Source organism: Rhodococcus parequi (assembly GCF_046042785.1).
Taxonomy (GTDB): domain Bacteria; phylum Actinomycetota; class Actinomycetes; order Mycobacteriales; family Mycobacteriaceae; genus Prescottella; species Prescottella parequi.
On the sequence record NZ_JBDLNV010000002.1, the window covers coordinates 310,150 to 334,544 of the forward strand.

The 24,395-nt window shown below is 69.0% G+C and carries 26 protein-coding genes; 3 read left to right on the top strand and 23 right to left on the bottom strand.

The annotated features are described in order from the left end of the window. Positions 1 to 132: 132 nt before the first annotated feature. The 14 genes from ABEU20_RS05535 to ABEU20_RS05600 form a co-directional block, all read right to left on the bottom strand. The gene (locus ABEU20_RS05535; RefSeq protein ID WP_420163400.1) at positions 133 to 990 is read right to left on the bottom strand and encodes an alpha/beta fold hydrolase; all 858 of its coding nucleotides are present in this window, start codon (positions 988 to 990) and stop codon (positions 133 to 135) included. Next, complete coding sequence (locus tag ABEU20_RS05540) at positions 990 to 1,310, bottom strand: DUF362 domain-containing protein (protein ID WP_420163401.1); 321 nt, start codon at positions 1,308 to 1,310, stop codon at positions 990 to 992. Before ABEU20_RS05540 ends, ABEU20_RS05535 begins: the two co-directional genes overlap by 1 nt. A 3-nt stretch (positions 1,311 to 1,313) precedes the next feature. Further along, a complete protein-coding gene (locus ABEU20_RS05545; RefSeq protein ID WP_420163402.1) occupies positions 1,314 to 2,318 on the bottom strand; it encodes an NAD(P)/FAD-dependent oxidoreductase in 1,005 nt (334 codons plus the stop codon). Positions 2,319 to 2,481: 163 nt separating this feature from the next. Further along, positions 2,482 to 3,264 (bottom strand): class II aldolase/adducin family protein, encoded by a 783-nt coding sequence (locus tag ABEU20_RS05550; protein ID WP_420163403.1) that lies wholly within the window; start codon positions 3,262 to 3,264, stop codon positions 2,482 to 2,484. A 32-nt stretch (positions 3,265 to 3,296) separates the two neighbouring features. Further along, positions 3,297 to 4,127, bottom strand: coding sequence for an ABC transporter permease (locus ABEU20_RS05555; RefSeq protein WP_420163404.1), 831 nt, complete (start codon positions 4,125 to 4,127; stop codon positions 3,297 to 3,299). Beyond that, positions 4,124 to 4,933 carry an ABC transporter ATP-binding protein gene (locus ABEU20_RS05560; RefSeq protein ID WP_420163405.1) on the bottom strand — a complete coding sequence of 270 codons (810 nt, stop codon included), beginning with the start codon at positions 4,931 to 4,933 and terminating at the stop codon, positions 4,124 to 4,126. The genes ABEU20_RS05555 and ABEU20_RS05560 overlap by 4 nt, the downstream gene beginning before the upstream one ends. After that, complete coding sequence (locus ABEU20_RS05565) at positions 4,930 to 5,883, bottom strand: ABC transporter substrate-binding protein (RefSeq protein WP_420163406.1); 954 nt, start codon at positions 5,881 to 5,883, stop codon at positions 4,930 to 4,932. Before ABEU20_RS05565 ends, ABEU20_RS05560 begins: the two co-directional genes overlap by 4 nt. A 219-nt stretch (positions 5,884 to 6,102) precedes the next feature. Further along, the gene (locus ABEU20_RS05570) at positions 6,103 to 7,050 is read right to left on the bottom strand and encodes a 2-hydroxyacid dehydrogenase (protein WP_420163905.1); all 948 of its coding nucleotides are present in this window, start codon (positions 7,048 to 7,050) and stop codon (positions 6,103 to 6,105) included. An 82-nt stretch (positions 7,051 to 7,132) separates the two neighbouring features. Next, positions 7,133 to 8,005 carry an alpha/beta fold hydrolase gene (locus ABEU20_RS05575; RefSeq protein WP_420163407.1) on the bottom strand — a complete coding sequence of 291 codons (873 nt, stop codon included), beginning with the start codon at positions 8,003 to 8,005 and terminating at the stop codon, positions 7,133 to 7,135. 35 nt (positions 8,006 to 8,040) lie between these two features. After that, complete coding sequence (locus ABEU20_RS05580; protein WP_420163408.1) at positions 8,041 to 8,994, bottom strand: DODA-type extradiol aromatic ring-opening family dioxygenase; 954 nt, start codon at positions 8,992 to 8,994, stop codon at positions 8,041 to 8,043. Next, positions 8,994 to 10,337, bottom strand: a complete 1,344-nt coding sequence (locus tag ABEU20_RS05585; protein WP_420163409.1) for a deacylase — start codon at positions 10,335 to 10,337, stop codon at positions 8,994 to 8,996. Before ABEU20_RS05585 ends, ABEU20_RS05580 begins: the two co-directional genes overlap by 1 nt. Before the next feature lie 124 nt (positions 10,338 to 10,461). After that, entirely contained in the window at positions 10,462 to 11,757 is a 1,296-nt protein-coding gene (locus tag ABEU20_RS05590) for an aromatic ring-hydroxylating oxygenase subunit alpha (RefSeq protein ID WP_420163410.1), read from the bottom strand. Positions 11,758 to 11,851: 94 nt separating this feature from the next. After that, positions 11,852 to 12,253, bottom strand: a complete 402-nt coding sequence (locus ABEU20_RS05595) for a hotdog family protein (RefSeq protein ID WP_420163411.1) — start codon at positions 12,251 to 12,253, stop codon at positions 11,852 to 11,854. Further along, entirely contained in the window at positions 12,250 to 12,735 is a 486-nt protein-coding gene (locus ABEU20_RS05600) for a hypothetical protein (RefSeq protein WP_420163412.1), read from the bottom strand. The genes ABEU20_RS05595 and ABEU20_RS05600 overlap by 4 nt, the downstream gene beginning before the upstream one ends. A gap of 102 nt (positions 12,736 to 12,837) precedes the next feature. On the opposite strand from ABEU20_RS05600, the gene ABEU20_RS05605 reads away from it, so the two are divergent. Together ABEU20_RS05605 and ABEU20_RS05610 are read left to right on the top strand one after the other, a co-directional pair. Next, complete coding sequence (locus ABEU20_RS05605) at positions 12,838 to 13,689, top strand: alpha/beta fold hydrolase (RefSeq protein ID WP_420163413.1); 852 nt, start codon at positions 12,838 to 12,840, stop codon at positions 13,687 to 13,689. Continuing rightward, positions 13,686 to 14,942: a multidrug effflux MFS transporter gene (locus tag ABEU20_RS05610; RefSeq protein WP_420163414.1), complete on the top strand. Its 1,257-nt coding sequence runs from the start codon at positions 13,686 to 13,688 to the stop codon at positions 14,940 to 14,942. The genes ABEU20_RS05605 and ABEU20_RS05610 overlap by 4 nt, the downstream gene beginning before the upstream one ends. Here the strand turns inward: ABEU20_RS05610 and ABEU20_RS05615 are convergent. From ABEU20_RS05615 to ABEU20_RS05625, 3 genes are all read right to left on the bottom strand, one after another. Continuing rightward, positions 14,905 to 15,651, bottom strand: coding sequence for an IclR family transcriptional regulator (locus ABEU20_RS05615; RefSeq protein WP_420163415.1), 747 nt, complete (start codon positions 15,649 to 15,651; stop codon positions 14,905 to 14,907). The two genes, ABEU20_RS05610 and ABEU20_RS05615, sit on opposite strands and share 38 nt — an antisense overlap. Before the next feature lie 113 nt (positions 15,652 to 15,764). Further along, the gene (locus ABEU20_RS05620; RefSeq protein WP_420163416.1) at positions 15,765 to 16,733 is read right to left on the bottom strand and encodes a 2-hydroxyacid dehydrogenase; all 969 of its coding nucleotides are present in this window, start codon (positions 16,731 to 16,733) and stop codon (positions 15,765 to 15,767) included. Between the two features lie 5 nt (positions 16,734 to 16,738). After that, a complete protein-coding gene (locus ABEU20_RS05625) occupies positions 16,739 to 17,500 on the bottom strand; it encodes an SDR family NAD(P)-dependent oxidoreductase (protein WP_420163417.1) in 762 nt (253 codons plus the stop codon). Positions 17,501 to 17,681: 181 nt separating this feature from the next. Between ABEU20_RS05625 and ABEU20_RS05630 the strand changes: the two genes are divergently transcribed. Continuing rightward, positions 17,682 to 18,458: an SDR family oxidoreductase gene (locus ABEU20_RS05630; protein WP_420163418.1), complete on the top strand. Its 777-nt coding sequence runs from the start codon at positions 17,682 to 17,684 to the stop codon at positions 18,456 to 18,458. Positions 18,459 to 18,528: 70 nt separating this feature from the next. Here the strand turns inward: ABEU20_RS05630 and ABEU20_RS05635 are convergent, their stop codons facing one another. From ABEU20_RS05635 to ABEU20_RS05660, 6 genes are read right to left on the bottom strand one after another with little or no spacing between them, the layout of a single operon-like run. Then, the gene (locus tag ABEU20_RS05635; protein ID WP_420163419.1) at positions 18,529 to 19,344 is read right to left on the bottom strand and encodes a MaoC/PaaZ C-terminal domain-containing protein; all 816 of its coding nucleotides are present in this window, start codon (positions 19,342 to 19,344) and stop codon (positions 18,529 to 18,531) included. Between the two features lie 25 nt (positions 19,345 to 19,369). Continuing rightward, the gene (locus tag ABEU20_RS05640; RefSeq protein WP_420163420.1) at positions 19,370 to 20,548 is read right to left on the bottom strand and encodes a lipid-transfer protein; all 1,179 of its coding nucleotides are present in this window, start codon (positions 20,546 to 20,548) and stop codon (positions 19,370 to 19,372) included. Then, entirely contained in the window at positions 20,548 to 20,991 is a 444-nt protein-coding gene (locus ABEU20_RS05645; protein WP_420163421.1) for a MaoC family dehydratase, read from the bottom strand. Before ABEU20_RS05645 ends, ABEU20_RS05640 begins: the two co-directional genes overlap by 1 nt. Further along, positions 20,988 to 22,100: an acyl-CoA dehydrogenase family protein gene (locus ABEU20_RS05650; RefSeq protein ID WP_420163422.1), complete on the bottom strand. Its 1,113-nt coding sequence runs from the start codon at positions 22,098 to 22,100 to the stop codon at positions 20,988 to 20,990. The genes ABEU20_RS05645 and ABEU20_RS05650 overlap by 4 nt, the downstream gene beginning before the upstream one ends. Beyond that, the gene (locus ABEU20_RS05655) at positions 22,100 to 23,101 is read right to left on the bottom strand and encodes a bifunctional MaoC family dehydratase N-terminal/OB-fold nucleic acid binding domain-containing protein (protein WP_420163423.1); all 1,002 of its coding nucleotides are present in this window, start codon (positions 23,099 to 23,101) and stop codon (positions 22,100 to 22,102) included. Before ABEU20_RS05655 ends, ABEU20_RS05650 begins: the two co-directional genes overlap by 1 nt. Further along, positions 23,098 to 24,264 carry an acyl-CoA dehydrogenase family protein gene (locus ABEU20_RS05660; RefSeq protein WP_420163424.1) on the bottom strand — a complete coding sequence of 389 codons (1,167 nt, stop codon included), beginning with the start codon at positions 24,262 to 24,264 and terminating at the stop codon, positions 23,098 to 23,100. Before ABEU20_RS05660 ends, ABEU20_RS05655 begins: the two co-directional genes overlap by 4 nt. Between the last annotated feature and the right edge of the window lie 131 nt (positions 24,265 to 24,395).

Below are 24,395 nucleotides of genomic sequence, written 5' to 3' on the forward strand. Positions count from 1 at the left end.
CTCCTGACACTCTGGGGCTCTCTCCGACTCGGAGGTCCGAGCGGTGTAGCCCTGTCGGTGCCAGTGACGCTAGGGACCAAAGTCCCGAGACGCACGTCACACGTTCCGTCCAGCGGACCGGTTTCACAGGGTTTACAAATGCCGCGCGACCAGGGTGTCCGCCGTCACCGGTGCGGCGGTGGTGTTCACATTCGCCAGGAACTCGCACACCGCTGTCGCGACGCGATCCGCGTGCCGTTCGACGAGGGCCACGGTGCCGTCCTCGATCACGACCTCGGTCACCGACGGTGCCCCGACGAGGTGCTCGCGCAGCTTCGGCAGGGCCGGCATCGAGAACGGGTCGGCGCCCGCCCCGATCAGCAGCACCGGCACCGTGACGGAGCCGATCCGCTCCTCCATCCGGTACCGACCGCACGCGCGGTGTCCCTCGGCCGGGTCGACGCCGAAGGAGAGAGCGTCGTGGAGGAACCGGTCCAGCAGGTCCGTGGCCGGCGCCGGGTAGTACGGACGGCGCAGATCCCACAGCCTCCGCAGGTGCGCGCCGTCGGGGACATGCTCGGCGCAGTCCACCCCGCCCGCGCCCGTGTGGCCGGCGCGGTACTGCGCGTCCGCCCACGGGCACGACGACAGCACGACCGCGTCGAGCCGCCCGCCGTCGGCCGCGGCCGCGGCCATTTCGAGGGCCACGGCCGCACCGGTGTGGTGCCCGAGCACGGTAGCCCGGTCGACGCCCAGGGCATCGAGCAGCTCCCACGCCCCCTGCGCGAAGTCCTCGACGGTCTGCGGGGCGGGAAGCGACGCGCTCGCCCCGAACCCGACCATGTCCATCGCGATCACCCGGAAGTTGTTCGCCAACAACGGGATGAGTTCGCGGAACTCGTCCCACGAGCGCGGCGTCTGATGCAGCAGCAGGATCACCGGTCCCCGCCCCTGCTCGGCGTAGTGCAGTTGGCCGAACGAGGTGTCCGCATAGCCGAACCGCACGCCCATCAGAAGGCCGCCACCATCGGGGTGTCGACGCCGATCACGTCGATCTTGGCCGCGCCGCCCGGATTACCGACCGGCTCCGCGCGCGTCGGCAGGATCTCGAGGAAGAACCGCTTGGCGTCCTCCTTGAACTCCGGATCCGCCTTCCGGTCGACGGTGATCGCCTCGACCGGGCACGCGAGTTCGCATGCACCGCAGTCGATACACTCGTTCGGATTGATGTAGAGCTTGCGCTCCCCCTCGTAGATGCAGTCGACCGGGCACTCCTCCATGCAGGAACGGTCCATGTAGTCGATGCATGCCTCGCCGATGACGAATGCCATTGTTCAGCCCTCCTGTTCGGTGGAATGTCCGGGGAAGATCTCGGCGTCGGGGTCGATCACGGCGGCGGCATTGTTGACGGCGGTCGCCGCCTCGCCGAAGCCCACCGCGATGAGCCGAACCTTGCCGGGGTAGTCGGTGATGTCGCCGGCCGCGTACACGCGGGGAACCGCGGTCTCCATGCGGGTGTTGACGACGATATGGCGCGAGTCGATCTCGAGGCCCCACTCGGTCAGTGGTCCCAGGTCCGCGGTGAAGCCGAGTGCGGCGATGACGGACTGCGCGGGCAGCGTACTGGTGCTCTTCTCGAGCTTGTGCGCGACGTCGACCTCGGAGATCCAGCCGTTGCCGCGCACCGCGGACACGTCGGCGTTGACGATCATCCGCACACTGCTCTCGCGCACTTTCGTGACGGTCGCGGCGTGAGCACGGAACTTGTCGCGGCGGTGCACCAGGGTGACCGACGACGCGATCGGCTCGAGGTGGACCGCCCAGTCGAAGGCACTGTCGCCACCGCCGACGATCACCACGTCCTTGTCCGCGTGCACCGACAGATCGGGGACGAAGTAGCTCAGGCCGCGGTCGAGGAAGTCGAGCCCCTTGGCCAGCGGCCGCGGTGTGAAGGTTCCGATGCCCCCGGTGACGATCACCGCACCGGCGGTCACGGTGCGTCCCTTGCTCGTTCCGACCACGGCGCGACCGTCGGCGTCGTGCGTCAGTGTCTGCGCCTGCTCCCCGAGCAGGTACGACGGGTCGTACGGATCGGCCTGCCGGAGCAGACCGTCGATCAGGTCGCGCCCCTTCACCGAGGGGAACCCGGCGATGTCCAGGATGGCCTTCTCCGGGTACATCGCACTCACCTGACCGCCGGGCTCGGACAGCGCGTCCAGCACGGCCACCCGTAGGCCCCGGAAACCGGCGTAGTACGCGCCGTAGAGGCCCGCCGGGCCGGCGCCGATGATCAGGATGTCGACCTCGAGTGCGGTCGAGGCGTTGGACGAAGCGTTCATGCCGGCAACGCTAATCATGTTGGCGCCCTTGCCATATGAAACCGGTCCGGTCAGCAGACTGTGTTCGGTCCGCACGGGCGGGAACGTGCGCACGCCGAAAGGCGGACCCACCGGCGAAGGGGGAGGTCTGCCGGTGGGCCCGCCGTCACGGGGTGCCGCGAAGTCAGCCGAAGATGTGGGATTCCTCCGCGGCGATCTTCTGGATGATGGTGGAGTAGGCGAACCAGCCCACCTTCTCGGTGCCGACCGCCTCGTACGTCTGGGCCGCGACGTCATGTTGCAGCGCAACGGGTTCCCCGGCCGCACGGGCGGCGAGCTCGGCCTGCATCGATCGTTCCATCGACACGTACCACCACACGGCACTCTCGACCGACGTGCCGACCGTGAGGTGTCCGTGGTTGCTCAGGACGACCGCCTTGTGGGACCCCAGCGCGGCCGCGATGCGCAGCCCCTCGTCCTCGTCGAGTGCGACACCGTGGTACTCGTCGTAGATCGAATGGTCCTGGTAGAAGGCGCACGCGTCCTGCGTGATGGGGCTGAGCAGGCGGTGCAGCGACGAGAACGCCTTGCCTTGCAACCCGTGGGCGTGCACGGCACCGACGACGTCGGGTCGTGCCTCGTGCACCTTGGAATGGATCACGAAAGCGGCCCGGTTGAGCGGCCCGTCGCCCGACAGGATCGTGCCGTCGGAGTCGACGTGCAGCAGTTCGTCCGGGCCTACCTGCGAGAAGTGCCGACCGAAGGGCGCCGTCCAGAACGTGTCGGGACGCTCCGGATCCCGGGCCGTGATGTGCCCCGAGATGCCCTCGTCGAGCCCGAAGCGCGAGAGGATCCGGTAGCCGCCGATCACCGCGATCTTCCGGCGCCGGCGCTCGGTCGCGATGTCGTCGGACTCGGGTCGTCCGGGGATTCCGGCCAACTCTGCGATGGTGGGTGCGTGAGTCATTGCGTCCCTTCTGGTTCGGCGGAGGGGTGGATCTACTTGACGCCGTATCGGGCGAGGTACCGCGTGGAGAGCAGGCGCAGGATCCGGTCGAACAGGAAGCCCATGATGCCCAGCACGATGATGCCCACGAACGTCCAGTCGATACGGCCGTAGTTGCGTGCCTGCCAGATCATCGACCCGATGCCGTGGTCGGCGGCCACGATCTCGGCGGAGACGATCGTCAGGAAGCTGTTGCCCATCGCGAGGCGGGCGCCGGTGATGATGCCGGGCACCGACGACGGGAGCACCACCGTCTTCATGATCTGGAGCTTGCCCGCCCCCAGATTCGTCGCCGCCTGAAGCTTGTTCTCGCTGATCGCGACGGTCGCGGCGATCGTGCTGACGGTGACGATGAAGACCGAGGTGTAGAAGATCAGGACGACCTTGGAGGTCTCGCCGATCCCGAACCACACGACCGCGAGGGTCACGAAGGCGATCGGCGGGATGAAGCGGAAGAACTCGATGTACGGATCGAGCAGCTGCCGGACGATGTTCACGCGACCCATGAGGATGCCGATGGGGGCACCGATCACGACGCCGAGGCTCCAGCCGATGAGGATGCGCTGCGCGGACGCCCAGATCGACGTCCACAGCACGCCGCTCTCCGCCAGTTCCTTTGCCGCCGTCCACACCTCGGCCGGCGAGGCGATCGTGGTGGGCCCGTACCACCAGGCCAGGAACGACCACACCGCCAGACCGATCGCGGCGGATGCGATCCACAGCAGGGCGGTGCGGACCGCGGCGGAGGCTCCGGCGCTCCTGCGCCGCGTGCGGGGTGTACGCGCGGCGCGCACGGTGGTGGGGGTGTCGGCCACGGCGGTCACAGCTGGTCCTCCTCGATGCCCTGGTTGCGCAGCGACGCCACGACCTCGGCGCGGATGTCGTCCCGCAGTTGTTCGTACAGATCGATCACCTCGGGGTGGGCACGATCACGCGGCCGCGGCGCATCCACCTCGTAGACGCTCTTGATGCGCGCCTTCGGTCCCGCCGACATGACGACGATCCGATCCGCGAGGGTGAGCGCCTCGTCGATGTCGTGGGTGACGAAGACGACGGTGCAGCCGGTGTGCCGCCAGATCCTGTCGAGTTCGGTCTGCAGCACCTGCCGGGTCTGGGCGTCGAGGGCGCCGAACGGCTCGTCCATCAGCACCAGCGACGGCTGGTTCGCGAGCACGCGGGCGATCTGCACGCGCTGACGCATGCCGCCGGAGAGCTGGGCCGGGAACTTGCCACCGGCGTGCGGCAGGCCGACCATCGCCAGGTACTCGGCGGCGATCCGCGACTGCGCCGCCTTGTCCGCGCCGTGCATACGGGGTCCGTACGCCACGTTCTGGCTCACGGTCATCCACTCGAAGAGTGCCTCCGAACTCTGGAAGACCATACCCGCGTGCGGGTTACTGCCGTAGACCTCGTCGCCGTCGCAGACGATCTCGCCGGCGGACGGCTTCACGAAGCCGGCCATCGCCGAGAGGAGCGTCGACTTGCCGCAGCCACTGGGGCCGAGCAGGCAGACGAACTCACCCGGTCGCACGTCGAGGTCGATACCCGAAACGATCTCGGCGGCACCGAAACTGATGCCCAGATCGCGGACGTCGATCGGGACGCCCTTGATGGTCGTTGTCGCTGTCACTGCTTGTCCTCCTGATACCAGTCGAGCAGCATCGCCGAGGTGAGGTCCGGCTGCTCGGAGAGAACGCCGATCTTCTTGTAGAAGTCGACGATCGACTGTGCTGACTCCACGTCCTTGTCGGTGAGATTCTCGACACCGAAATTGATTTCGCCGACCGCGGTGATCGTCTGATCCTCGGCGACGTTGACCGCCTTCTTGGTGGCGACGGCGGCTGCCTGCGGGTCGGACTCGACGCGCTCGCTCGCCTCGGCGAGAACCTTCGCGATCGTGCGGGCGGTGTCCTCGTTCTGGTCCAGCCACGGCGCCGTGGTGATGGCCCAGTGGTGGTAGAACCAGTCGTAGTCGCCGGTGACCGCCACGACGTGCCCGCTGCCCTGGGACAGTGCGGTGGCCGGCCACGGCTCCCACAGCACGTAGCCGTCGATGTCGCCGCGGCTCAGCAGCGCCGGCATGTCGGTCGGTGTGGCCGACACCATTTCCACCGCACCCGGGGCGATTCCGTTGGCCTCGAGGTACTTGTCCGTCGAGATCTGGCTCAGTCCCGGAACGATACCCATCTTCTTGATCCCGGCAGCCGCGTCGACACCGTTGCGCAGGACGACCTTGATGTAGTCGCCGGACACCTCGTACGAGTACATCGCCCGCAGCGACGGGTTCTGCCGCAACTGCGCGATCGTCGTGGTGTCGGAGCTGCCCGCCACCTGGACCTGGCCGGTGGCGAGCGCGTCGACGGCCTCGCCGCCGCGTCCGAACTGGACCAGCTGCACGTCGAGCCCGGCGTCCGCGAACATTCCTTCCTGGTCGGCCACGAAGAACGGTGCGTAGGACGCGTCGATACCCACCGCGATCCGGAGCGGACCGCCGCCGGTGTCGGCCGTACTCTGCGTCGCCGGACGGCTGCACGCCCCGGCGGCCACCGTGAGAACAAGCGCTGCTGATGCAAGGGTCACCTTGCCGAAAGTCGATCGCCAGGCCATGTGTGCACACCTTCGTTCTGTGATCTGCGCCGCATTTGCGGGGTCGTGGTGAAGAAACCTAACGGCGCGGGCGAGCCGCGAAAACGAACGCGGTCCACCGTGCGGACCGGGCCGGAGAACTTACTCCGGCGCAACATCGGTCCTGGTCCCAGGGGATTGTCCGAAACGCAGCGGAAACAAATCGAGCGACGCTCAGAGCGTCCAGAGCGGCGCATCGCCGCCGCACACGCGACCGACGTTGGCCGCCGTCATGTCGTAGATCCGACGCCGCGCAGTGGCGCTGCCGCCCGCGACGTGCGGGCTGAGCAGGACCCGATCGAGCCCTCGTAGGGCACTGTCCGGCGCGAGCGGCTCGTGGTCGAACACGTCGAGAGCGGCGCCGCCCAGGTGACCCGATTCCAGAGCGGCCGCCAGTGCGCCCTCGTCGACCACCGGGCCGCGCGCGACGTTCACGACGATCGCGCCTTCCGGCAACCGGGCGAGCTCGGGTGCGCCGATCGACCCGCGGGTCGACGGCGTCAACGGCACCGCGAGTACGAGCACGTCGGAGCCGGCGAGCAGGTCGTCGAGAGCGACGTGCCGTGCCGGCGCGTCGCCCCTCGGACGACGCGCGGTGTAGGCGACCTCGCAACCGAACGCCGCGAACAGCCCGGCGCAGCGCCTGCCGATGTCGCCGAAGCCGACGATCCCCACTCTGCGCTCACCGAGGTCGCGGCAACCGTGCGAGAGGATGCGCTCCTGCGGCCACTGCCCCTCCCGGATCCGGCCGTCGGCCCAGCCCATCGAACGGCTCAGGCTCGCGGCCGCGACGACGGCCCACTCCGCCACCGAAGCCGCGTTCGCCCCGGGGGTGTTGGCGACCGGTATCCCGGCCCGGCGCCACGCGTCCACGTCGATCCAGTTCACTCCGACGCCCGGTTGCTGGACCAGTCGCAGATGCCCGCCGATCGCCGCTTCTGCTGCACCCAGGGGAAGTTCACCGCTCCAGTCGCCGACGACGATGTCGACGGAGGGCAGCAGGGCATGGAGTTCGGCCCGGCTCCGGGCGACCGGCCGGACCACCTCGGCCCGCGGGGCCGCGCCGCGCAGGCGATGTCCCAGGGCGTCGTGACCGTCCGGCGCCAACAGCAGTATCCGCATCACGGACCGTCCTCTCGATGCGTGAAGCCGGCCGCGCGGAACAGCGCGACCGGCTTCACGGACTGGGTTGCGGGGAAAGCGCTCAGGCGACGCTTCTCGCCTGCGCCGAGGCCTTCGCGAGGAACTCGAGGCTCAGCGGGTTGTACAGCGCCGCCTGCTCGTGCTGCGGCCAGTGCCCGCACTCGGGGTAGAGCTGCAACTGCGCGCCCGGGATGTCTTCCGCCATCTTCTTCGCCTCGGGCACGTCACCGAACGGGTTCTCGTGTCCCCACACCACCAACGTGGGCGCCTGGATCCGGGCGAGCCGGTCCGGACGCAGCAGGTTGCGCTGACGAGTCTCCATGTCCTGCAGGGACAGCAGGTTGTGGATGTTCGCGACGAAATCCGGCTGGTGGTAGATGCGGTGCCGCGCCTCGACGAGTTCCTCGGTGGCATCGACGGGGTCGTGCATGAGCAGCCGCAGCCGGGCGCGGGTCAGCTCGACGTCGTCACTCTGCACCGCCTTGGTCGTCGAGGTGCGGATGCGCTCCATGACCTCCGGATTGGCGACGGTGCCGCCGGCCGCCAACAGCTGCAGCGACAGCACGCGCTCGGGCTGCTCACTGGCCAGGTGGGCCGCGACCCAGCCGCCGAGCGACTCACCCACCAGGTGGACCTTGTCGAGCCCGACGGCGTCCAGGTAGTTCACGAGATGCTCCACGTAGCGCGGAATCTCGTACGGGTAGTCCGGCTTTCCGGTGTAGCCGTGGCCGAGCATGTCGATCGCGTGGCACTCGTAGTGTGCGGCGTGCACCGCGATGTTGCGGGCGAAGGCCTCGAGGTGTCCGCTGGTGCCGTGCAGGAACACCACGGCCTCGTCACCGGATCCGGCCTGCAGCGAGCGGGTGGGGATGCCCGCGGCGTCGACGGTCTTGACCGCGAAGTCGATACCGGCCAATTCGTTCCAGATTGTCATGAGTGTGTCCTTTGCAGAAGGGGTGGAGGTGAATGTCAGTGCGCCGCCGGCGCCGCCGCGGGGTCCAGCACCACGACGCCCATTCCGGTGAGCCATTCCGGAATGGCCTCGTAGGCAAGTCGTTCGGCGGGGATGTAGTCCATCATCGCGGCCATCATCAGCCACGTACGCAGTTCCTGGGCACCGTTGCCCGCCTCGGTCTCGATGTCCGCGCTCGTGTAGCCCGCGAGTTCACCGGCCTTGCCGACCGCGAACAGGTCGAGGATGCGGTCGTCGAACTCCGGTGAGATCGCGGCCTCGGCGGCCCGGATGATCTGCCGTCGGCGCACGTCGTAGTCGGACCAGTTCTCGCGGCCGTCCAGCCAGGCCTGGACCATGAAGTCCTCGTCCTCGCCGTGCGGGTCGCGCCAGTCCGGCCACGGCAGGCGGTGCGACAGCCCGCCCGAGGCGATGACCGCCACCCGGGTGTCCGGCGGGTACGACGCGATCGCGTCGCGCAGTGCGAGTGCGAGGCCCTCACACCGCTCGAACGTCGGCAGGGGCGGCGCGAAGACGTTGACGACCAGGGGGACGATCGGGACGTCGAGTCCCGCCAGCAGGTATTGAATCGCGTGCGACTGACCGTGGTCGATCTGCAGGCGGGCCGAGAAGGCCAGATCGAACCGGCCGCCCCCGACCACCTCGTCGGCCAGATGCCGTGCGAGGTCGACGTCGACGCGCTGTGGCCCCTTCGGCGTTCCGGACTCTCCGCTCGCGTTGCACTCGCCGACTCCCAATGTGAACGGCGGGATGAGATCGAGCCAGAACCCTCGGAAGTGGTTGGAGCCGAGCAGGATCACCACGTCCGGTTGCGCGGCGGCGATGCGGTCGCGGGCCACCGCCAGGGCGTCCCGGAACCGCTCGGCTTCCGCCTTGTGCGTCGTCTCCTCCCAGTGCGTGTTCATGAGGGTGCTGTGCGATGCACCGACCCCCAGCACCAGTTTCGCCATCAGTCGATACCCACTTCCTCGAGTGACCGGGTAGCGGTGTCGACCGCGACCCGGATCAGGTAGCGCGTGAGGCGCTCGGCCGCACGCAGGTCCACGGTGTTCATCCCCATCGCGAAGTCGACCTCGAACGGCGCATCGACCACCTTCGGCATACCGACCCGCACCGTGGGGATGCCCCGGCCGCGGAGGATGTTCGCGTCGGTCGCGCCACTCGCGTCGTGGAACTCGGCGTGCGGACCGCCCTCGAATGCCTCCCACGCCTCGATCGCGCTGCGACACAGCCACATCTGTTCGTCGGATGCCTCACCCGGGATCGCCAGGATCTGTTCCACGTCGATCCGCGCGTCGAGGTCGGCGGCGATGGCGCGGACCGCGTCGACGAGTTCACGCTTGCCCGCGGTCGGTGTGGTTCGCGGGCTCAGCCGCAGATCGACCATCATCCGCACCTGCCCCGGGGTGAAGGATGCGGTGCGCTCCCAGCCACCCCGGATGTTCGCGACCATGCCCTGCGGCAGCACCAGCCCGTCACGATGCCGCGCCGAGTACTCCGGAAACCACGACTCGAGCCGTCCCGCGACCTCCCCGGCCAACGCGATCGGGTTCCGGTAGGGCAGCCGGTGCCGTGAGCCGACGTAGGTGTGGCTGCCGTGCACCGTGATCTCGAACCACGCGAGCCCGACCTCCTCCCACGACACCGTCCATCCAGGCTTGGCGATGAGCGCGAAGTCCGCCCACACCCCCTGCTCGAGGAGGAACGAGCAGCCGACTCCCTGACCGGTGTTCAGTCGCGGGTTACCCACGCCCGGGCGGGCATTGGTGGGCATTCCACCGGCACCGAAACCGACCAGGAGATCGCCGAGCAACGGGATCCCGGCGGCCCCGATCGCCTCCGCCGCCGCCATGACGCACGCCGCGTGTCCCTTGGGGTTCGACGCCCCGAGCCCGATGACGTAGTCGCCGTCGGCGGTGGCACAGGCACGCAGATCCGGTCGCAACGTCTCCGCCGCCCACGGCACGTCCTCGTCGGCGTTGCCGCTGGTGACGGTGTCGATCGGGGCGTACAGCATCAGATCCGGTCCGGTGCCGGACCCACGCACCCGTCCCCACGAGTTCGCCTGCCGGTCGTCGAGGTACATCGTGTGCGCTTCGAGCCCACCGGCGGTCAGGGTTTCCGTGATGTGCCGCGCGAGCGGCGCCTCGTCACCGGTCGGGCTGGCGATGTTCACCAGCCCGACGGTGAGCTCGCGCAGTCGCTCCCGATCGACCTTTCGCCAGGCCTGTTCGACCCAGTGGCGCCGTTGATCGTCGAGACCGGCGAGTGGATCGACGGTCCCGACAGTCACGAGTTGACCTGGTGTACCTGGGTGTTGCTGCGTGCAGCGACGAAGCGCCAGGCCAGCGGGGCACCGGTGGCGAGCAGGACGCCGAACGTCACACTGACGAGAGTCTTGAGCATCGTCTTCTCCTCTAGTCGGAAGCGGCCGGGGTCCGCGGCGCCGCTGCGGCGCCGCCCGATTCGGCGGCGGGGGTGGCTCGGCGCCGCTCCCGCACGGGGCGGGCCGGCGGCTGCGGGGTGTGTGCCACCGCGGCGGCGATCTTCTCGGCGTATTCCTCCTCGGCGAGGTTGCGCCACGCGGTGAGCGAGATGTCGGGGCGGTACAGCTTCTCGGGCGGTGCGTCCGTGACCCGGACCATCCACTCGTCCTGTCCGGAGAACTGGCCGTGGAACAGCCAGCGGATCGCGCCGAGGTACTTGGCGTAGAAGCCGAGCTTCGCCGCACCGGTGACGAAGTTGACCATGAGACCCACGTACTGGTGGTTGTCCTCGTCGACGGGGACGTAGAACTCGTAGTGGATGAAGTTCGGGTACGCGATGCGCAGCACACCGGGCATCGACAGCGACGCGAAGCCCGGGAACTTCTGGGCCTCGATCACCGGGTTCACCTTCAGACCGGCACCGACGTTGCCGATCTGCGAGATCTGGCTCTCGTCGGGCTTCTTCTTCCACCAGCGCTTGTTGGTCCACTTGCCGACGCCGGGGAAGTCCGCCTCCCAGTAGACCTCCTCCTGCACACGGAAGAGCCACCGGCCCTCGGGCACGATGCTGGTGATGTTCCACGTGGGCATGGGCTTGAACAGCCGCCACAGCGCGGTGCGGTGCAGATACTTGGCGTGTCCCTCGTCGAAGCCGTTCTCGCACGCGAATCGCCAGTTGCCGCCGCGCGGTTGGATGCGGCCGCCGACGATGCCCTCGTTCTCGACGAGTTCGCGGGGCAGCTGCTCGTCGATCGGCGGCGCAGGCTCCTCCGCGATCGGAATGTAGACCCACACCAGGCCGAGCCGCTCCTCGATGGCGTACGTCCGGACGGAGAGCTTGCCGCAGATCTTCGAGTCGGGTCCGTCGGTGATGACCGCGGCCAGCTTGCCGTCGTTCAGCCGGAACGTCCAGCCGTGGTACGGGCAGCTGACGGTGCCCGGGAACTGCTGATCGCCCTCGGACAGCGGTACGCCGCGGTGCGGGCAACGATCGTGCAGTGCATAAACTTTGCCGCTGTCACGGATGATCGCGAGCTTCTCACCGCAGATGGTGTAGCTCTTGGGATCCTTGCCGATGTGGCTGGACCACGTCACCGGGTACCAGTAGCCCCGATAGCCGCTGCCGGCCTCGTTGTATCGGGGCCATGCCGTCCAGTCCTGCCGACCGGCCGCACGCGGCCTCTCCGGGAGCGCCTGCGTGGCGTCCGGCGCCTCGACACCAGTCATGTGAAGTCCTCTCGACACGAGATCTTTTGGTACGCAGATCTTCCGACGGAACGCGCGACCTTCCAACGGATCCGGTTCACTCAGCAGACCCGGTTCACCGCCGGGCCACGACGGCCTCCCCCACTGCGCACAGCGTTCCGTCCGAGTCGCGTTCCTCGAGCTCGAGGACGAGTCGATCGTCGTGGACCTCGCGCACCGATCCGGTCACCGTCAGCGTGGTGCCGACGTAGGCGGGCGCGCGGTTGCGCCACCCGACCGACAGCACCGCGTCCGGATCACCCACGTATCCGGCGGCCGCACGGTGGAACAGGGTGCCGTGCAACTGCGCCATCACGACCCGGTCCGCGAGCCCCTCGACGCGCGCGTACGCGGTGTCGTAGTGGATGCGGTGCGCGTTGTGGGTGGCCGCGCCGAATCGCTGTATCCTGACCGGATCGGTGTGCAGTACAACATCTTCGATGGTTTCCCCGACGGTCGGGACGGCCTGTTCAGTCATCGGACGATGAACCTCTCCGTGACGGTCGCCACCGCACCGAGCCCGGAGGCACGGTAGGTCTTGACGACGGTGATCAACAGGAAGCGGGAGTCGCCGCGCCCCTTCCACTCGACGCGGTCGACGGTCCGGTCCACGTCGATCCGTTCACCCAGCGGCGGCGCCCGGTGGAAGTCGATGTCCTGCCCGCCCGCCATGAGCCGGACGTCGAGCCCCGTCGTCCCGGGTACCTCGTCCGCGAACATGCCGTCGGGTCGGTACTCGTCGTCCCGGGCGCCGCGCGGTCCGCGCAGCAGGCTGGGCACGTACAAGGGGTGCACCGCGAAGTCCGGTCGTTCCGGTTCCAGATAGCGGGGGTCGTCCTCCGCGCACGCGCGCGCGAAGGCGACCGCCTCGTCGGGCCGGATCGACCCGAGATCGCGGTGTTCGCGGGTGCCGATCGCCGCCGACACCCGCTCGTGGGCGGTCTCCAGTGGGGTTCTCATGCGGCGACGCTAGGAGCGGCACCACCTGCAGGGCCACAGACCGGGACCGCCTGGTGGACCGCGATGCTTTGCCCGCGGGTGGCGATCGGGTCAGGTATGCGCATGACGAATCGACCGAACAGCTTGTACGCCACCGCAGCCGGCGTGAAGTTCCACTACCACGACCTCGGCGAGGGTGCGCCCACGATCTTCCTGCACGGCGGCGGGCCGGGCTGCACCGCGTGGTCCGATTTCGGACCGGTGGCTCCCCTGTTCGCGCGGGACCGCCGCGCGATCCTCGTCGACATCGCGCAGTACGGTCTGTCCGACAAGTGCACCATCACCGGGCCGATGTGGGACTTCCACGCCGCCAAGATCGTGGCACTGCTGGACGAACTCGGCATCGACCGAGCCGATTTCGTGTGCAACTCGTGGGGCGGCACCATCGCACTGAACCTGGCGGCCAAGTACCCGGACCGGGTGCGCTCGCTGGTGATCACGGGCAGCATGCCGGTGTTCTACGGTCCGCTCGCGCCGCTGCCCGAGGACGGCCGCCGCGGTCGCAACGCCCGCGACGTGTACTACGGCGGCGAGGGCCCGACGCGCGAGAAGATGCGTCAGCTCATCACCAAGCTCGAGTGGTTCGACGGCGACCGGCTGCCCGAGGAGACCCTCGACATGCGTTACGAGCAGAGCCTCGACCCCGACGAGATGGCACTCGCGGCGGCGTCGGACAATCCCCGCGGCGACTGGCAGGATCTCACCGCAGAACTCGGAATGATCCAGGCGCCGGTGCTTTTCGCGTGGGGCATGCACGATGCCTTCCTCACGCCCGACTACCCGCTGATGCTCGCCCGGATGATCGAGCACGGCCACCTGTACGTGATGGACAAGGCGTCGCACCACCTGCAGGAGGAGCGGCCGCACGACTACTACACCGTGGTGACCGGGTTCCTGAACCAGCAGCATCCGTGACAGCCGACGCGACGACCGACGCGACCCGGGAGGGTGTGCGCGTCGCCGCGCCCGAGGGCGGGAGCCGGATCCGGCTGGTCGTGATCCTCGGCCTGCTCACCGCCCTCGGGCCCTTCACGGTGGACATGTATCTGCCGGCGCTGCCCGCGATCACCGACGACTTCCTGACGTCCGATGCGGCGGTGCAGCTCACCCTCACCGGCACGCTGCTCGGCCTGGCTCTGGGACAGTTGGTGATCGGCCCCCTCTCCGACGTCTTCGGACGCCGACGGCCACTCGTCATCGGTACGTCGCTGCACGTCGCGGCATCGGTGGCGTGCTGGTTCGCGCCGTCGATCGCGGTGCTCGGCGCACTGCGCGCACTGCAGGGGCTCGGCGCGGCCGCGACCGGGGTGATCGCGATGGCCGTCGTCCGCGACCTGTTCGACGGCCGCGACGCCGCCGTCGTGATGTCGCGGCTGATGCTCGTCATGGGCGTCGCCCCGATCCTGGCTCCCTCGATCGGCGGCGTGCTGCTGACCGCGGTCTCGTGGCACGGGGTGTTCCTCGTGCTCGCCGGCCTCGGACTGCTCATGATCGTCCTCGGTGGGCTTGCGATGCCCGAGACGCTGCCGCCGTCGGCGCGGGTCGGCCGCGGTCTCGGGCCGGTGCTGCGCACGTACGTGAGGCTGGCCCGGGACGGGCAGTTCATGGTGCTCGTGCTGGTGTGCGGTCTGGGCCGGGCGGTGCTCTGGGCGTACATCGCCGGCTCGTCGTTCGTGATGCAGGAACAGTTCGAGCTGGCGCCCGGGGTCTACGGCTTCGCGTTCGCGGCGGGCGCCGTGGTGCTGATCGGCGCCTCCCAACTCAACGTGGTGCTGCTGGGCCGCTGGACACCGCTGGGCATCAGCCTGGCGTCGCTCGCGGTGAGCACCGTGATCGGAGGCGTCGCGATCGCGCTGGCGGCGACCGGCACGGGCGGCTTCCTCGGCTTCGCGCTGCCGGTCCTGGCACTGCTGTGTGCCACCGGATTCGTGATGCCGAACGCCCCGGCCCTCGCACTGTCCCGGCACGGTGAGGCCGCCGGAACAGCGGCCGCGATGGTGGGGTTCGCGCAGTTCGGGGCGGCCGCGGTGATCGCCCCCGTCGTCGGACTGCTCGGCAACACGTCGCTGGCGATCGCCGTCGCGATGACCGGAGCGGCAGTGTTCGCGCTGCTCGCTCTCGGCACCGTCGTCAGGCCGTCCGTGCGATCTCGTGGAGCGCTCGACTGACGCCCTGCCCCGCGGTGTGCAGCGGTCCCGAGATCCGGGCGACGTTCATCCGGGCCGTGCTCGTCGTCACGCTGATGGCACCGACCACGGTCGATCCTCCGGAGAAGATCGGGACCGCCGCGCTGGCGGTCCCCAGGCGGACTTCCTCGGCCTCGACCGTCATCGCCTCGCTGCGGGCGCGATCGAGTTGCCGTCGCAGCATCGCCGCCGACGCCACCGAGCGGTGCGTGAACTTCGCGAGGCCCCGGGCGACGACCTGCTCGAACACCGCCGGTGAGGAGAAGGCGAGCATGACCTTGCCGGTGGCAGTGACCTCGACCGGCAGCCGGCCGGCGATGCGAGACGGCAGATCCACCGACCCGTGCCCGGTGATCTTGTCGACGTACAGCACGTCGAGTCCGTCGCGGATCGCGAGATGGACCGTCTCGCGGGTGATGGCGTGCAGTTCCTGCAGGAACGGCAGCGCGGCGTCGCGCAGAATCCGCTGGGTGGGGACGAGTTGCCCCAGTTCGAACAGCCGCAGGCCCAGCCTGTAGTCGGTGCCGATGCGCTCGAGCAATCCCAGTTCGACCATCTCGGCTGCGAGTCGGTGCACGGTCGCCTTCGCGACGCCGCTCCGCCGAGACAGCTCGGTGAGCGACAGCGAACCCGACTCGGCATCGAAGGACTCGAGCAGTAGGCGCACCTTGCCCAGCAGCGATGTCATCATGCGGTGCCTCCTACGATCGCCGTCCCACCCAGCGGGACCGGTGCGCAGAGCCTACCGAGAATCGATCGAACGTTCGTTTCGATGCCAGCGGAGTCGGAAGGCCGTCGGGATTCTCAGCCGATCGTCCACAGCGGGGCCTCCCCGCGGCACGCCCGCGCGACGTTCTCCGCCGTCATCGCGAACATCCGCGACAGGGCCGTCGAACTGCCGCCCGCGATGTGCGGGCTGAGCAGCACGTTGTCGAGGTCGAACAGCGGGCTGTCGGTCTCGACGGGTTCCCGCGCGAAGACGTCCAGCGCCGCACCGGCCACCGTGCCCGACCGGATCGCGTCGGCGAGCGCCGCCTCGTCCACGACCGGGCCGCGGGCGACGTTGACCACCAGCGCCTCGGGAGGCAACAGCTCGAGCTCGCGCGCCGAGATCAGACCCCGGGTGCCCGGCGTGAGCGGGACCGCGACCACGACGACGTCCGACACCGACAGCAACTCGTCGAGCGACAGGCGCGGCAGTGTCGAGTCCGGATCCGGGCGACGCGAGTGGTACGCGACCTCGCACCCGAACGCCCGAAACAACGCCGCGCAGCGGCGGTTGATGTCGCCGAACCCGACCAGACCGATCCGCCGCTCGCCCAGGTCACGGCAGTCCCGCTCCCGGATCGACGTCTGCGGCCAGCGGCCACGCCGCATCTCGGCGTCCGCCCAGCCGATCGAGCGGCACAGGTTCGCGGTGGCCGCGACCGCCCACTCCGCAACCGACGCGGCATTACCGCCCGGCGTGTTCGCCACCGGCACCCCGACTTCCGTCCAGGCGTCGACGTCGATGTAGGCGACGCCGACACCCGGCTGCTGGATCAGCCGCAGGTGCGCTCCGAGCGCCGCCTCGGCCGCACCGAGCGGCAGTCGTCCGCTCCAGTCCGCCACGACGACGTCGACGTCGGGCAGCAGCTCCCGCACCGCCTCTGCGGTGCGGGACCTCGGCCGGACCACGGTTCCCGCGTCGCCGACGGACTCGCGCACGGCTCGTTCGATCTCCGGATCCGTGGTGAGCACCAGGATCCGGCTGCGATCGGACCGCGGCTCCACGTCCGTCAGCCCCAGCGGGACTGGCCGCCGTCGAGCGGGATGGTGGCACCGCTCAGGTAGCCGGCGTCGCTGCCCACCAGGAAGACGACGGCGCGTCCGATGTCGCTCTCCGGATCGCCGATGCGGCGCAGCGGGATGCCGGCCTTGAACTCCTCCGCCTCCTCGGGGTACTCGTTGATCCACCACTCGAGCGCCGGCGACAGCGCGTGCGGCGCAATCGCGTTGACCCGGATGCCGTCGATGCCCCACTCGCAGGCCGCGGCACGGGTGAGCGCCCGCATGCCTTCCTTGGTGGCCGCGTACGCGCCGTAGTTGCTGGCGTCCCAGCGGACCGCCGCCGACGTCACCAGGTTGATGATCGAACCGCCACCACGCTCCTTCATGGAGGGGTAGCACGCCCGCATCAGACGCAGCGTGGCGAGCGGGCCCGTCGCGAACGAGCGCTCGAAGTCCTCGTCGGTGACCGACAGCAGCGGTCCGGGCTTGCAGTCGTTGGCGTTGTTCACCAGGACGTCGACCCCGCCGAAGTGCTCGACGGTGCGGGCGACGAGCGCATCGATGTCGTCGCCGTTGCTGACGTCACACGGGACCGCAAACGCCTTGCCGCCGTAGGCCTCGATCTGCTCGACCGTCGTGATCAGCTTCGACTCGGTCCGGCCGGAGACGACGATCGACGCGCCCTCCTTGGCCAGCGCGTGCGCGATGCCCTGGCCGATGCCTTGACCGGCGCCCGTGATGAGTGCGATCTTGCCGTCGAGATTGCCCATGTGTACTCGCTCTCGAAGTCTCGTGAACTGGGAAGATCTGGTGTGACAGACCTCCAGTCGACTATTCTCGACCAAGCATTTGCTTGAGCGCAGCGTTTTCGCGAAATTGGTGACGAAAACTTCTGGGCACCAGAGAGCCTCGTGGCGTACGGCGCTGCGATACGACAGAAAGGCAGTTCGCATGAGCTACCCCAACCCGATCGACTTCACCGGTCGCGCAGTGGTCGTCACCGGCGGCACCAAGGGCATCGGCTTCGTCATCGCCGAGCACTTCCTGCAGGCCGGCGCCGACGTGCTCGTGTGTGCTCGCAACGAGCCCGAGAAGCTGCCCGCCGTCGACGGCCGCACCGCCGCCTTCCGGGCGGTGGACGTGCGCGATCCCGCCGATGCGACCGCCCTGATGCAGGATGCCGTCGACCGTTTCGGGCGCCTGGACGTGCTGGTCAACAATGCCGGCGGCTCTCCCGACGCCGACGCCGCCACCGTGTCGCCGCGTTTCGTCGAGAAGATCGTCGCGCTCAACCTGCTGGCGCCGGCCTACATGGCGCAGGCCGCGAATCTCGTGATGCGCGAACAGGAGACGGGCGGTGCCATCGTGAACATCGGCAGCGTCTCCGCGCACCAGCCGCAGCCCGGCACCGCGGCCTACACCGCGGCGAAGGCCGGACTGCTCGGCCTGACGAAGGCACTCGCGCTCGAATGGGCGCCGAAGGTCCGCGTCAACCACATCACCACCGGCCTGATCCGCACCGAGGCGGCGGCATCGGTCTACGGCGAGGACGGCGGCGCGGCCGTCACCCGCACCCTCCCGATGGAGCGCATGGCGGTGCCGTCGGACATCGCGAAGGCGTGCCTGTTCCTGGGCAGCGACCTGTCGTCGTACGTCAACGGAGCCGACCTCGCGGTGCACGGCGGCGGCGAGTACCCGGCGCGCTACATGGCGACGCAGGGCAACTGAGCCCGGATGTGAAAACAGCTGCGGGAGCGGGACCGAAGTCCACGCTCCCGCAGCTGAAGTACTGGCGGAGCTACGCGGCGAAGACCGCGTAGCCGCCGGAGATCGCCGACTTGCCCTCGCGGACCAGCTCGAACGACAGACCCGAGGCGTCGCCCCACGCCTTCAGCTCCGCGGTGTCACCGGGGAACATCGGGGCGGCGAAGCGGCCCTGCAGCTCCTTCAGGTCCGCCGGGTGCACGCCGAGTTCCCGCGCCAGCGGCAGCGTCGACGCGGCGAGCGTGCACAAACCGTGCATGATCGGACGCGGCTGACCGATGTGCGCGGCCGCCTCCGGATCGATGTGGATGTGGTGCATGTCGCCGAGCAGCCGGTAGAGCGCCGTCTGGTTCGCGGCGGTGACCAGCTCCGTGGTCAGGTTCGGCTCACCCTCCGGCGCCGGCGGCTTGGACGGGCCGCGCTCGCCGCCGAATCCGCCTGCGCCCGGGGCGAACAGCGACCAGGTGGCGACGAAGTACTCGCACTCGACGCGTACCTCGAACACCGCCGCGGCGCCCTTGTCCCAGACCTCGCCGACCGTGGCCTTCAGCGACAGCTCACCGCTACGCGGCAGCGGTGCGAGTACCTTCAGCTCCTGCGAGCCGTGCAGCGCGGTCTTCGTGTCGAAGGCACCGCGCTGCCCCAGCTCGTCGGGGGCCCACTGGGCCAGGGTCAGCGCGAACGTCGGCAGCACGCGCAGCCGGTCCTCCATCACGAGGTCCAGGTCGGTGGCCTTGGCGCCGACGGCGAGCGCGTACAGGATCGCGTCGCGCTCGTCGTAGCTCACCGTGCGGGTGCCGAGGTCGACCCCACGCCACGCGCCGGCCGGCTTCTGCTCCACTGCCGTCATTCTTCGGTCCTTCCAGGTGATTCGGTCAGGCGACGCCGAGAATCAGACCGGACGTGGGAACCGCGGTCCCCGCCGTGACGATCATGTTCTCGACGTTCTCGGGCTGGTTGGTGGACGTGCCCCGCAGCACCCGGACCGCCTCGGCGATTCCGTTGACGCCGTGCAGGTACGCCTCACCGACCTGACCACCGTGCGTGTTGCTCGGCAGCCGTCCACCGATCTCCAGATTGCCCTCGCGAATGAAGTCCTTGGCCTCGCCGGGACGGCAGAAACCGAGTTCCTCGAGCTGCGGGAGCACCAGAGGGGTGAAGTGGTCGTAGAGGATCGCGGCGTCCATGTCGTGCGGTGTCAACCCGGCCTGGCCGTAGAGCTGACGCCCGACCAGACCCATCTCCGGGATGCCGGTGATGTCGGGCCGGTAGTAGCTCGCCATCATGTGCTGGTCCTTGCCGGAACCCTGTGCAGCGCCCTTGATGATCGCGGGCTTCTGCCGCAGGTCCTTGGCACGCTCGGCCGAGACGATGACGAGGGCCTGGCCGCCGTCGGTCTCCTGGCAGCAGTCGAGCAGGTGCAGCGGCTCGGCGATCCAGCGGGAGTTCTGGTGGTCCTCGAGCGTGATGGGCTTGCCGTAGAACCACGCCTTCGGGTTGTTCGCGGCATGCTTGCGTGCCACGACAGCGACCCGACCGAAATCCTCACTCGTGGCACCGTACTGGTACATGTACCGGCGAGCGAACATCGCGACCCACTGGGCGGGAGTCGCCAATCCCTGCGGAGTCAGCCATGCGTACGCTGCGCGGTCCGCGGTCGAATCCATCGGGCGGTCGTGCTGGCCCGCACCGAAGCGCATACCGGAGCGTTCGTTGAACGCGCGGTAGACCACCACGACGTCGGCGATGCCGGTCGCGACGGCCATCGCGGCCTGCTGCACCGACGCGCACGCCGCGCCGCCGCCGTAACCGATGCGGGAGAAGAACTTGAGCTCCCCGAGCCCGCAGTTGCGGGCCACGAGGATCTCACCGTTGGTCTCCATCGTGAACGTGGTCAGGCCGTCGACCTCGGAGGGGTCGATGCCGGCGTCGGCGAGCGCGGCGGTGACCGCCTCGCAGGCGAGCTGCAGCTCGGAGCGGCCGGACTTCTTCGAGAACTCGGTGGCGCCGATGCCGACGATCGCGGCGGCACCCGAGAGCGGGCTCACAGCCATCAGGCGTCCTTCCCTTCAGCGGCGGGGTAGGCGATCGTGACGGTGCCCGACAGGTGCTTGCCCAGGCTGTTCGCGCCCACGACCTTCACCTCGACGAGACCGTTCTCCTTCGAGACCACCTCGCCGGTCATGGTCATCGTGTCGCCCGGATAGTTCGGGGCACCGAGACGGATCTTCACCCGGCGCACCGTCGGATGCGGTCCGGCCCAGTCCGTCACGAACCGGCCCGCCAGCCCGTTGCTGGTGAGGATGTTCATGAACACGTCCTTCGAGCCACGCTGCTGCGCCAGCTCCGGATCGTGGTGCACGTCCTGGAAGTCGCGCGTCGCGATCGCGGTCGACACGATCAGCGTGCGGGTCAGGGGGATCGCCAGCTCCGGCAGCACGTCGCCGACGGAGATGTCGTCGTAGCTGCGGCCCGTGACGGTGACGGTGGCGGTCATCCGACCACCTCGACACCCGCGGCGAGCTGGGCACCCAGGCGGGCCAGGTCGGACGCGGAACCGCCGAGGGTCGCGCCGATCTGCTTGCCCCACAGCAGGTGGCGGTGGACCGGGTAGTCGGTGTCGACACCCATGCCGCCGTGGAGATGCGTGGTGCGGTGCACGATGCGCTGGCCGCCGTCGGTGGCCCACCACTTCGCGACCAGGACCGAGGTGCCGGGATCCGAGCCGTCGACGAGGTTGTGTGCGGCCTGCCAGAGAGTCACGCTCATCGCCTGCAGGTCGATGTAGCAATCGGCCAGCTGGTGATTGACCGCCTGGAACGTCGCGAGCGGACGCCCGAACTGCTGGCGGCCGTTGAGGTACGTGACAGCCTGCGCCGTAGCGCCGGAACCGACACCGAGCGCGATCGCGGCGAGCGCCAGCTCGACCCGGTCCAGCAGCCACTGCGCGGTGGTGCCGTCGGCGGGGCCGAGCAGCTCCGCCGGGGCGGACTCCAGCGTGACGTTGCCGCAGATCTCCCAGTTGGTCGACTGCGTCTGCTCCACCGAGACACCGGCGGCCGCCAGGTCGAGGACGAACAGCGCCGCGCCGGTCGGCGTGGACGCCGAGACGATCGCGCGATCCGCGACGTGCGTGATCGGGACGACGGCCTTCGCGCCGGTCAGGGTCCACTGGCCGCCGGCCTCGGTGGCCGTGGTCTGCGGGTCACCGGCGACGTACGGCCCGAACTCCTCGAGCCCGATCGTCAGGAAGCTGCTGCCCTCGGCGACACCCGGCACCAGCGCGGTGCGCTGGGCGTCGGTGCCGAACTCGGCGACCGCCAGGGCCGCGAGGGCCGACTGCCAGATCGGCACGGGGGCGACGTGGCGGCCCTGCTGCTCGAGCAGGACGTACAGCTCCGACAGGCCCATGCCGCCGCCGCCGAGATCCTCGGGCAGTGCGATGCCGAGCAGGCCCGTGTTCGCCAGTTCGCGCCACAGGTCGCGATCGATGCGCTCGTCGCTCTGCTCGACCTGCTTGACGCGGTCGATGTCGGCCTTGCTGGTGAAGACCTCGTCGGCGAGGTTGCGAATTGCCTCTTGCTCTTCGCTGAAGTTGAAGTCCATCAGGAGTCCTCCCGTGCGGCCGGACGGAACGCGGGCAGCGTCAGATCCGGGTCGGCGTCGATCCAGTCCAGTTCCACCGGCATGCCGATCTCGACGGCGTCCGGCGCGATGCCGGTCATGTTCGCGATCAGGCGGGTGCCCTCTTCGAGTTCGATCGTCGCCACGATGAGCGGGTACTCGAATCCGGGAATCTGCGGGTGGTGGTTGACGACGAAGCTGTAGACGATGCCCCGGCCCGAGGCGTCGACGGTGTCCCAGTCGAGTGACTGGCACGCGCCGCACATCGGACCCGTGGGGTGGCGCAGCACGCCGCAGTTCGCGCATCGCTGGATCACCAGACGATGCTCCTTGGCGGCCTCGAACCAGAAGGCGTTGTCGACGTTGAGCGCCGGACGCGGGCGCAGGCCCGGGATCGGACCCGAGGACTCCCCTGCCTTCTGGGCCTTCTCGGCCGGCTTCCCCGGCTTCTCGGAGGTCTGCTCGGTGCCCTTCGGCTTGAAGCGCAGGGTGCGCCACCGCTGCGTCGCGACGACCTGGTCATCGTCGTTCCGGTACGTCTTGAGCGTCGTGACGAAGTGTCCGACACCGAGGCCCGTCTTCTTCTCCTCGGAGATGTCCTCGATCACCTCGGTGAGCGAAACACGATCGCCGGGACGCAGTTCCGTGAAGAACTCGAAGTCCGAGTCGGTCGCGACGACGGACGAGAAGCCCTCGTCGTCGAGCGTGGCGATGAGGTCGGTCCACACCTGCGACGGATCGTTGTTCGCCATCTTGTCGTTGAAGGTGCGCATGGTCCACACCTGCGCCATGAGCGCGGGCGCGACGGCGCCGTCCCGACCGGTCGCCCGGGCCGCCTCGTCGTCGAGGTAGATCGGGCTGGTGTCGCCCATCGTCTCGACCCAGTGCCGGATCATCGGGGTGTTGACCTCGTCCGGACCCCACACGGTGGGCGTCAGGATCTGTCCTTCGAACGCCTTGAGCTTGGTGAGGAATTCGCTCACTTGACCCTCTTCTCACGCACGAGGCCCAGGCCCATCGTGCCGACCATGTCGCGCAGGACCTCGTTGACGCCGCCGCCGAACGTGTTGACCATGCCCTGACGGGAGATCTGCTCGATCTGACCGGCCAGCAGCGCACCCGGCGATTCGGGGCGGATGCGGCCCGCGGCACCGAGAATGCCCAGGAGCGTGCGGTACACGTCGATGTGGGTCTCGGTGCCGTACGCCTTGGTGGCGCCCGCGTCCGCACCGGAGAGCGTGTCCGCCGCGACGGCGGCCGTCATCTTCCAGTTCAGCAGGCGCATCGCCTCGAGCTTCGCGTGAGTGCGCGCGAATTCCTGCTGCACCCACGGGATCTCGATAGCGCCGTTCTCCTTGGCCCAGTCCAGGACCTGGTGCCACAGACCGTAGGTGCGGCCACCGATGGCGGCCAGGCCGATGCGCTCGTGGTTGAGCTGCGCGGCGATCAGCTGCCAGCCACCGTTGACCTCACCGATGACGTCCTTCTGCGGAATCCGGATGCCGCTGTAGTACGTCGAGGTGACCATGAGGCCGCCGACGGTCGGGATCGGCGACCACGAGAAGCCCGGGTCGTCCGTGGGCACCACGAGGATCGAGATGCCCTTGTGCTTGGGGGCCTCCGGATCGGTGCGGCACGCGAGCCACACGTAGTCGGCGGTGTTGGCGCCGGAGGTGAAGATCTTGTTGCCGTCGACCACGAAGTCCTCGCCGTCGGCGACCGCGCGGGTCTTGAGCGACGCGAGGTCGGTGCCGGCCTCCGGCTCGGTGTAGCCGATCGCGAAGACGATGTCGCCCGCCAGGATGCCCGGCAGGAAGCGTTCCTTCTGCTCCTCGGTGCCGTACTTCATCAGCGTCGGGCCGACGGTGTTGACCGTGACGAACGGGAACGGCAGACCGGCGCGCTGCACCTCGTCGAAGAAGACGAACTGCTCCTCGATCGAGCGGCCCTGTCCGCCGTACTCCTTGGGCCAGCCGATACCGAGCCAGCCGTCCTGGCCGAGCAGCTTGACGACCTCGCGGAAGTACTGGCCGCCCACGCCCTCCTCGCCGGCCTTGCGTCGCTTCTCCTCCGGCAGCAACGCTGCGAAGTAGGCGCGCAGCTCCTTGCGGAGCGCGAGCTGTTCGGGGGATTCCCTCAAATCCATCGTTACTCCTCTAATACCGAACGACGTCGTTTACCAAAGGCAGACAGTCGCCGGTTCCCGGCGACTGTCTGCCTGCGTTGTCCCGGACGCTAGCGACCGCGCCCCATCCTCGGGTCGCGCGTCTCGCACAG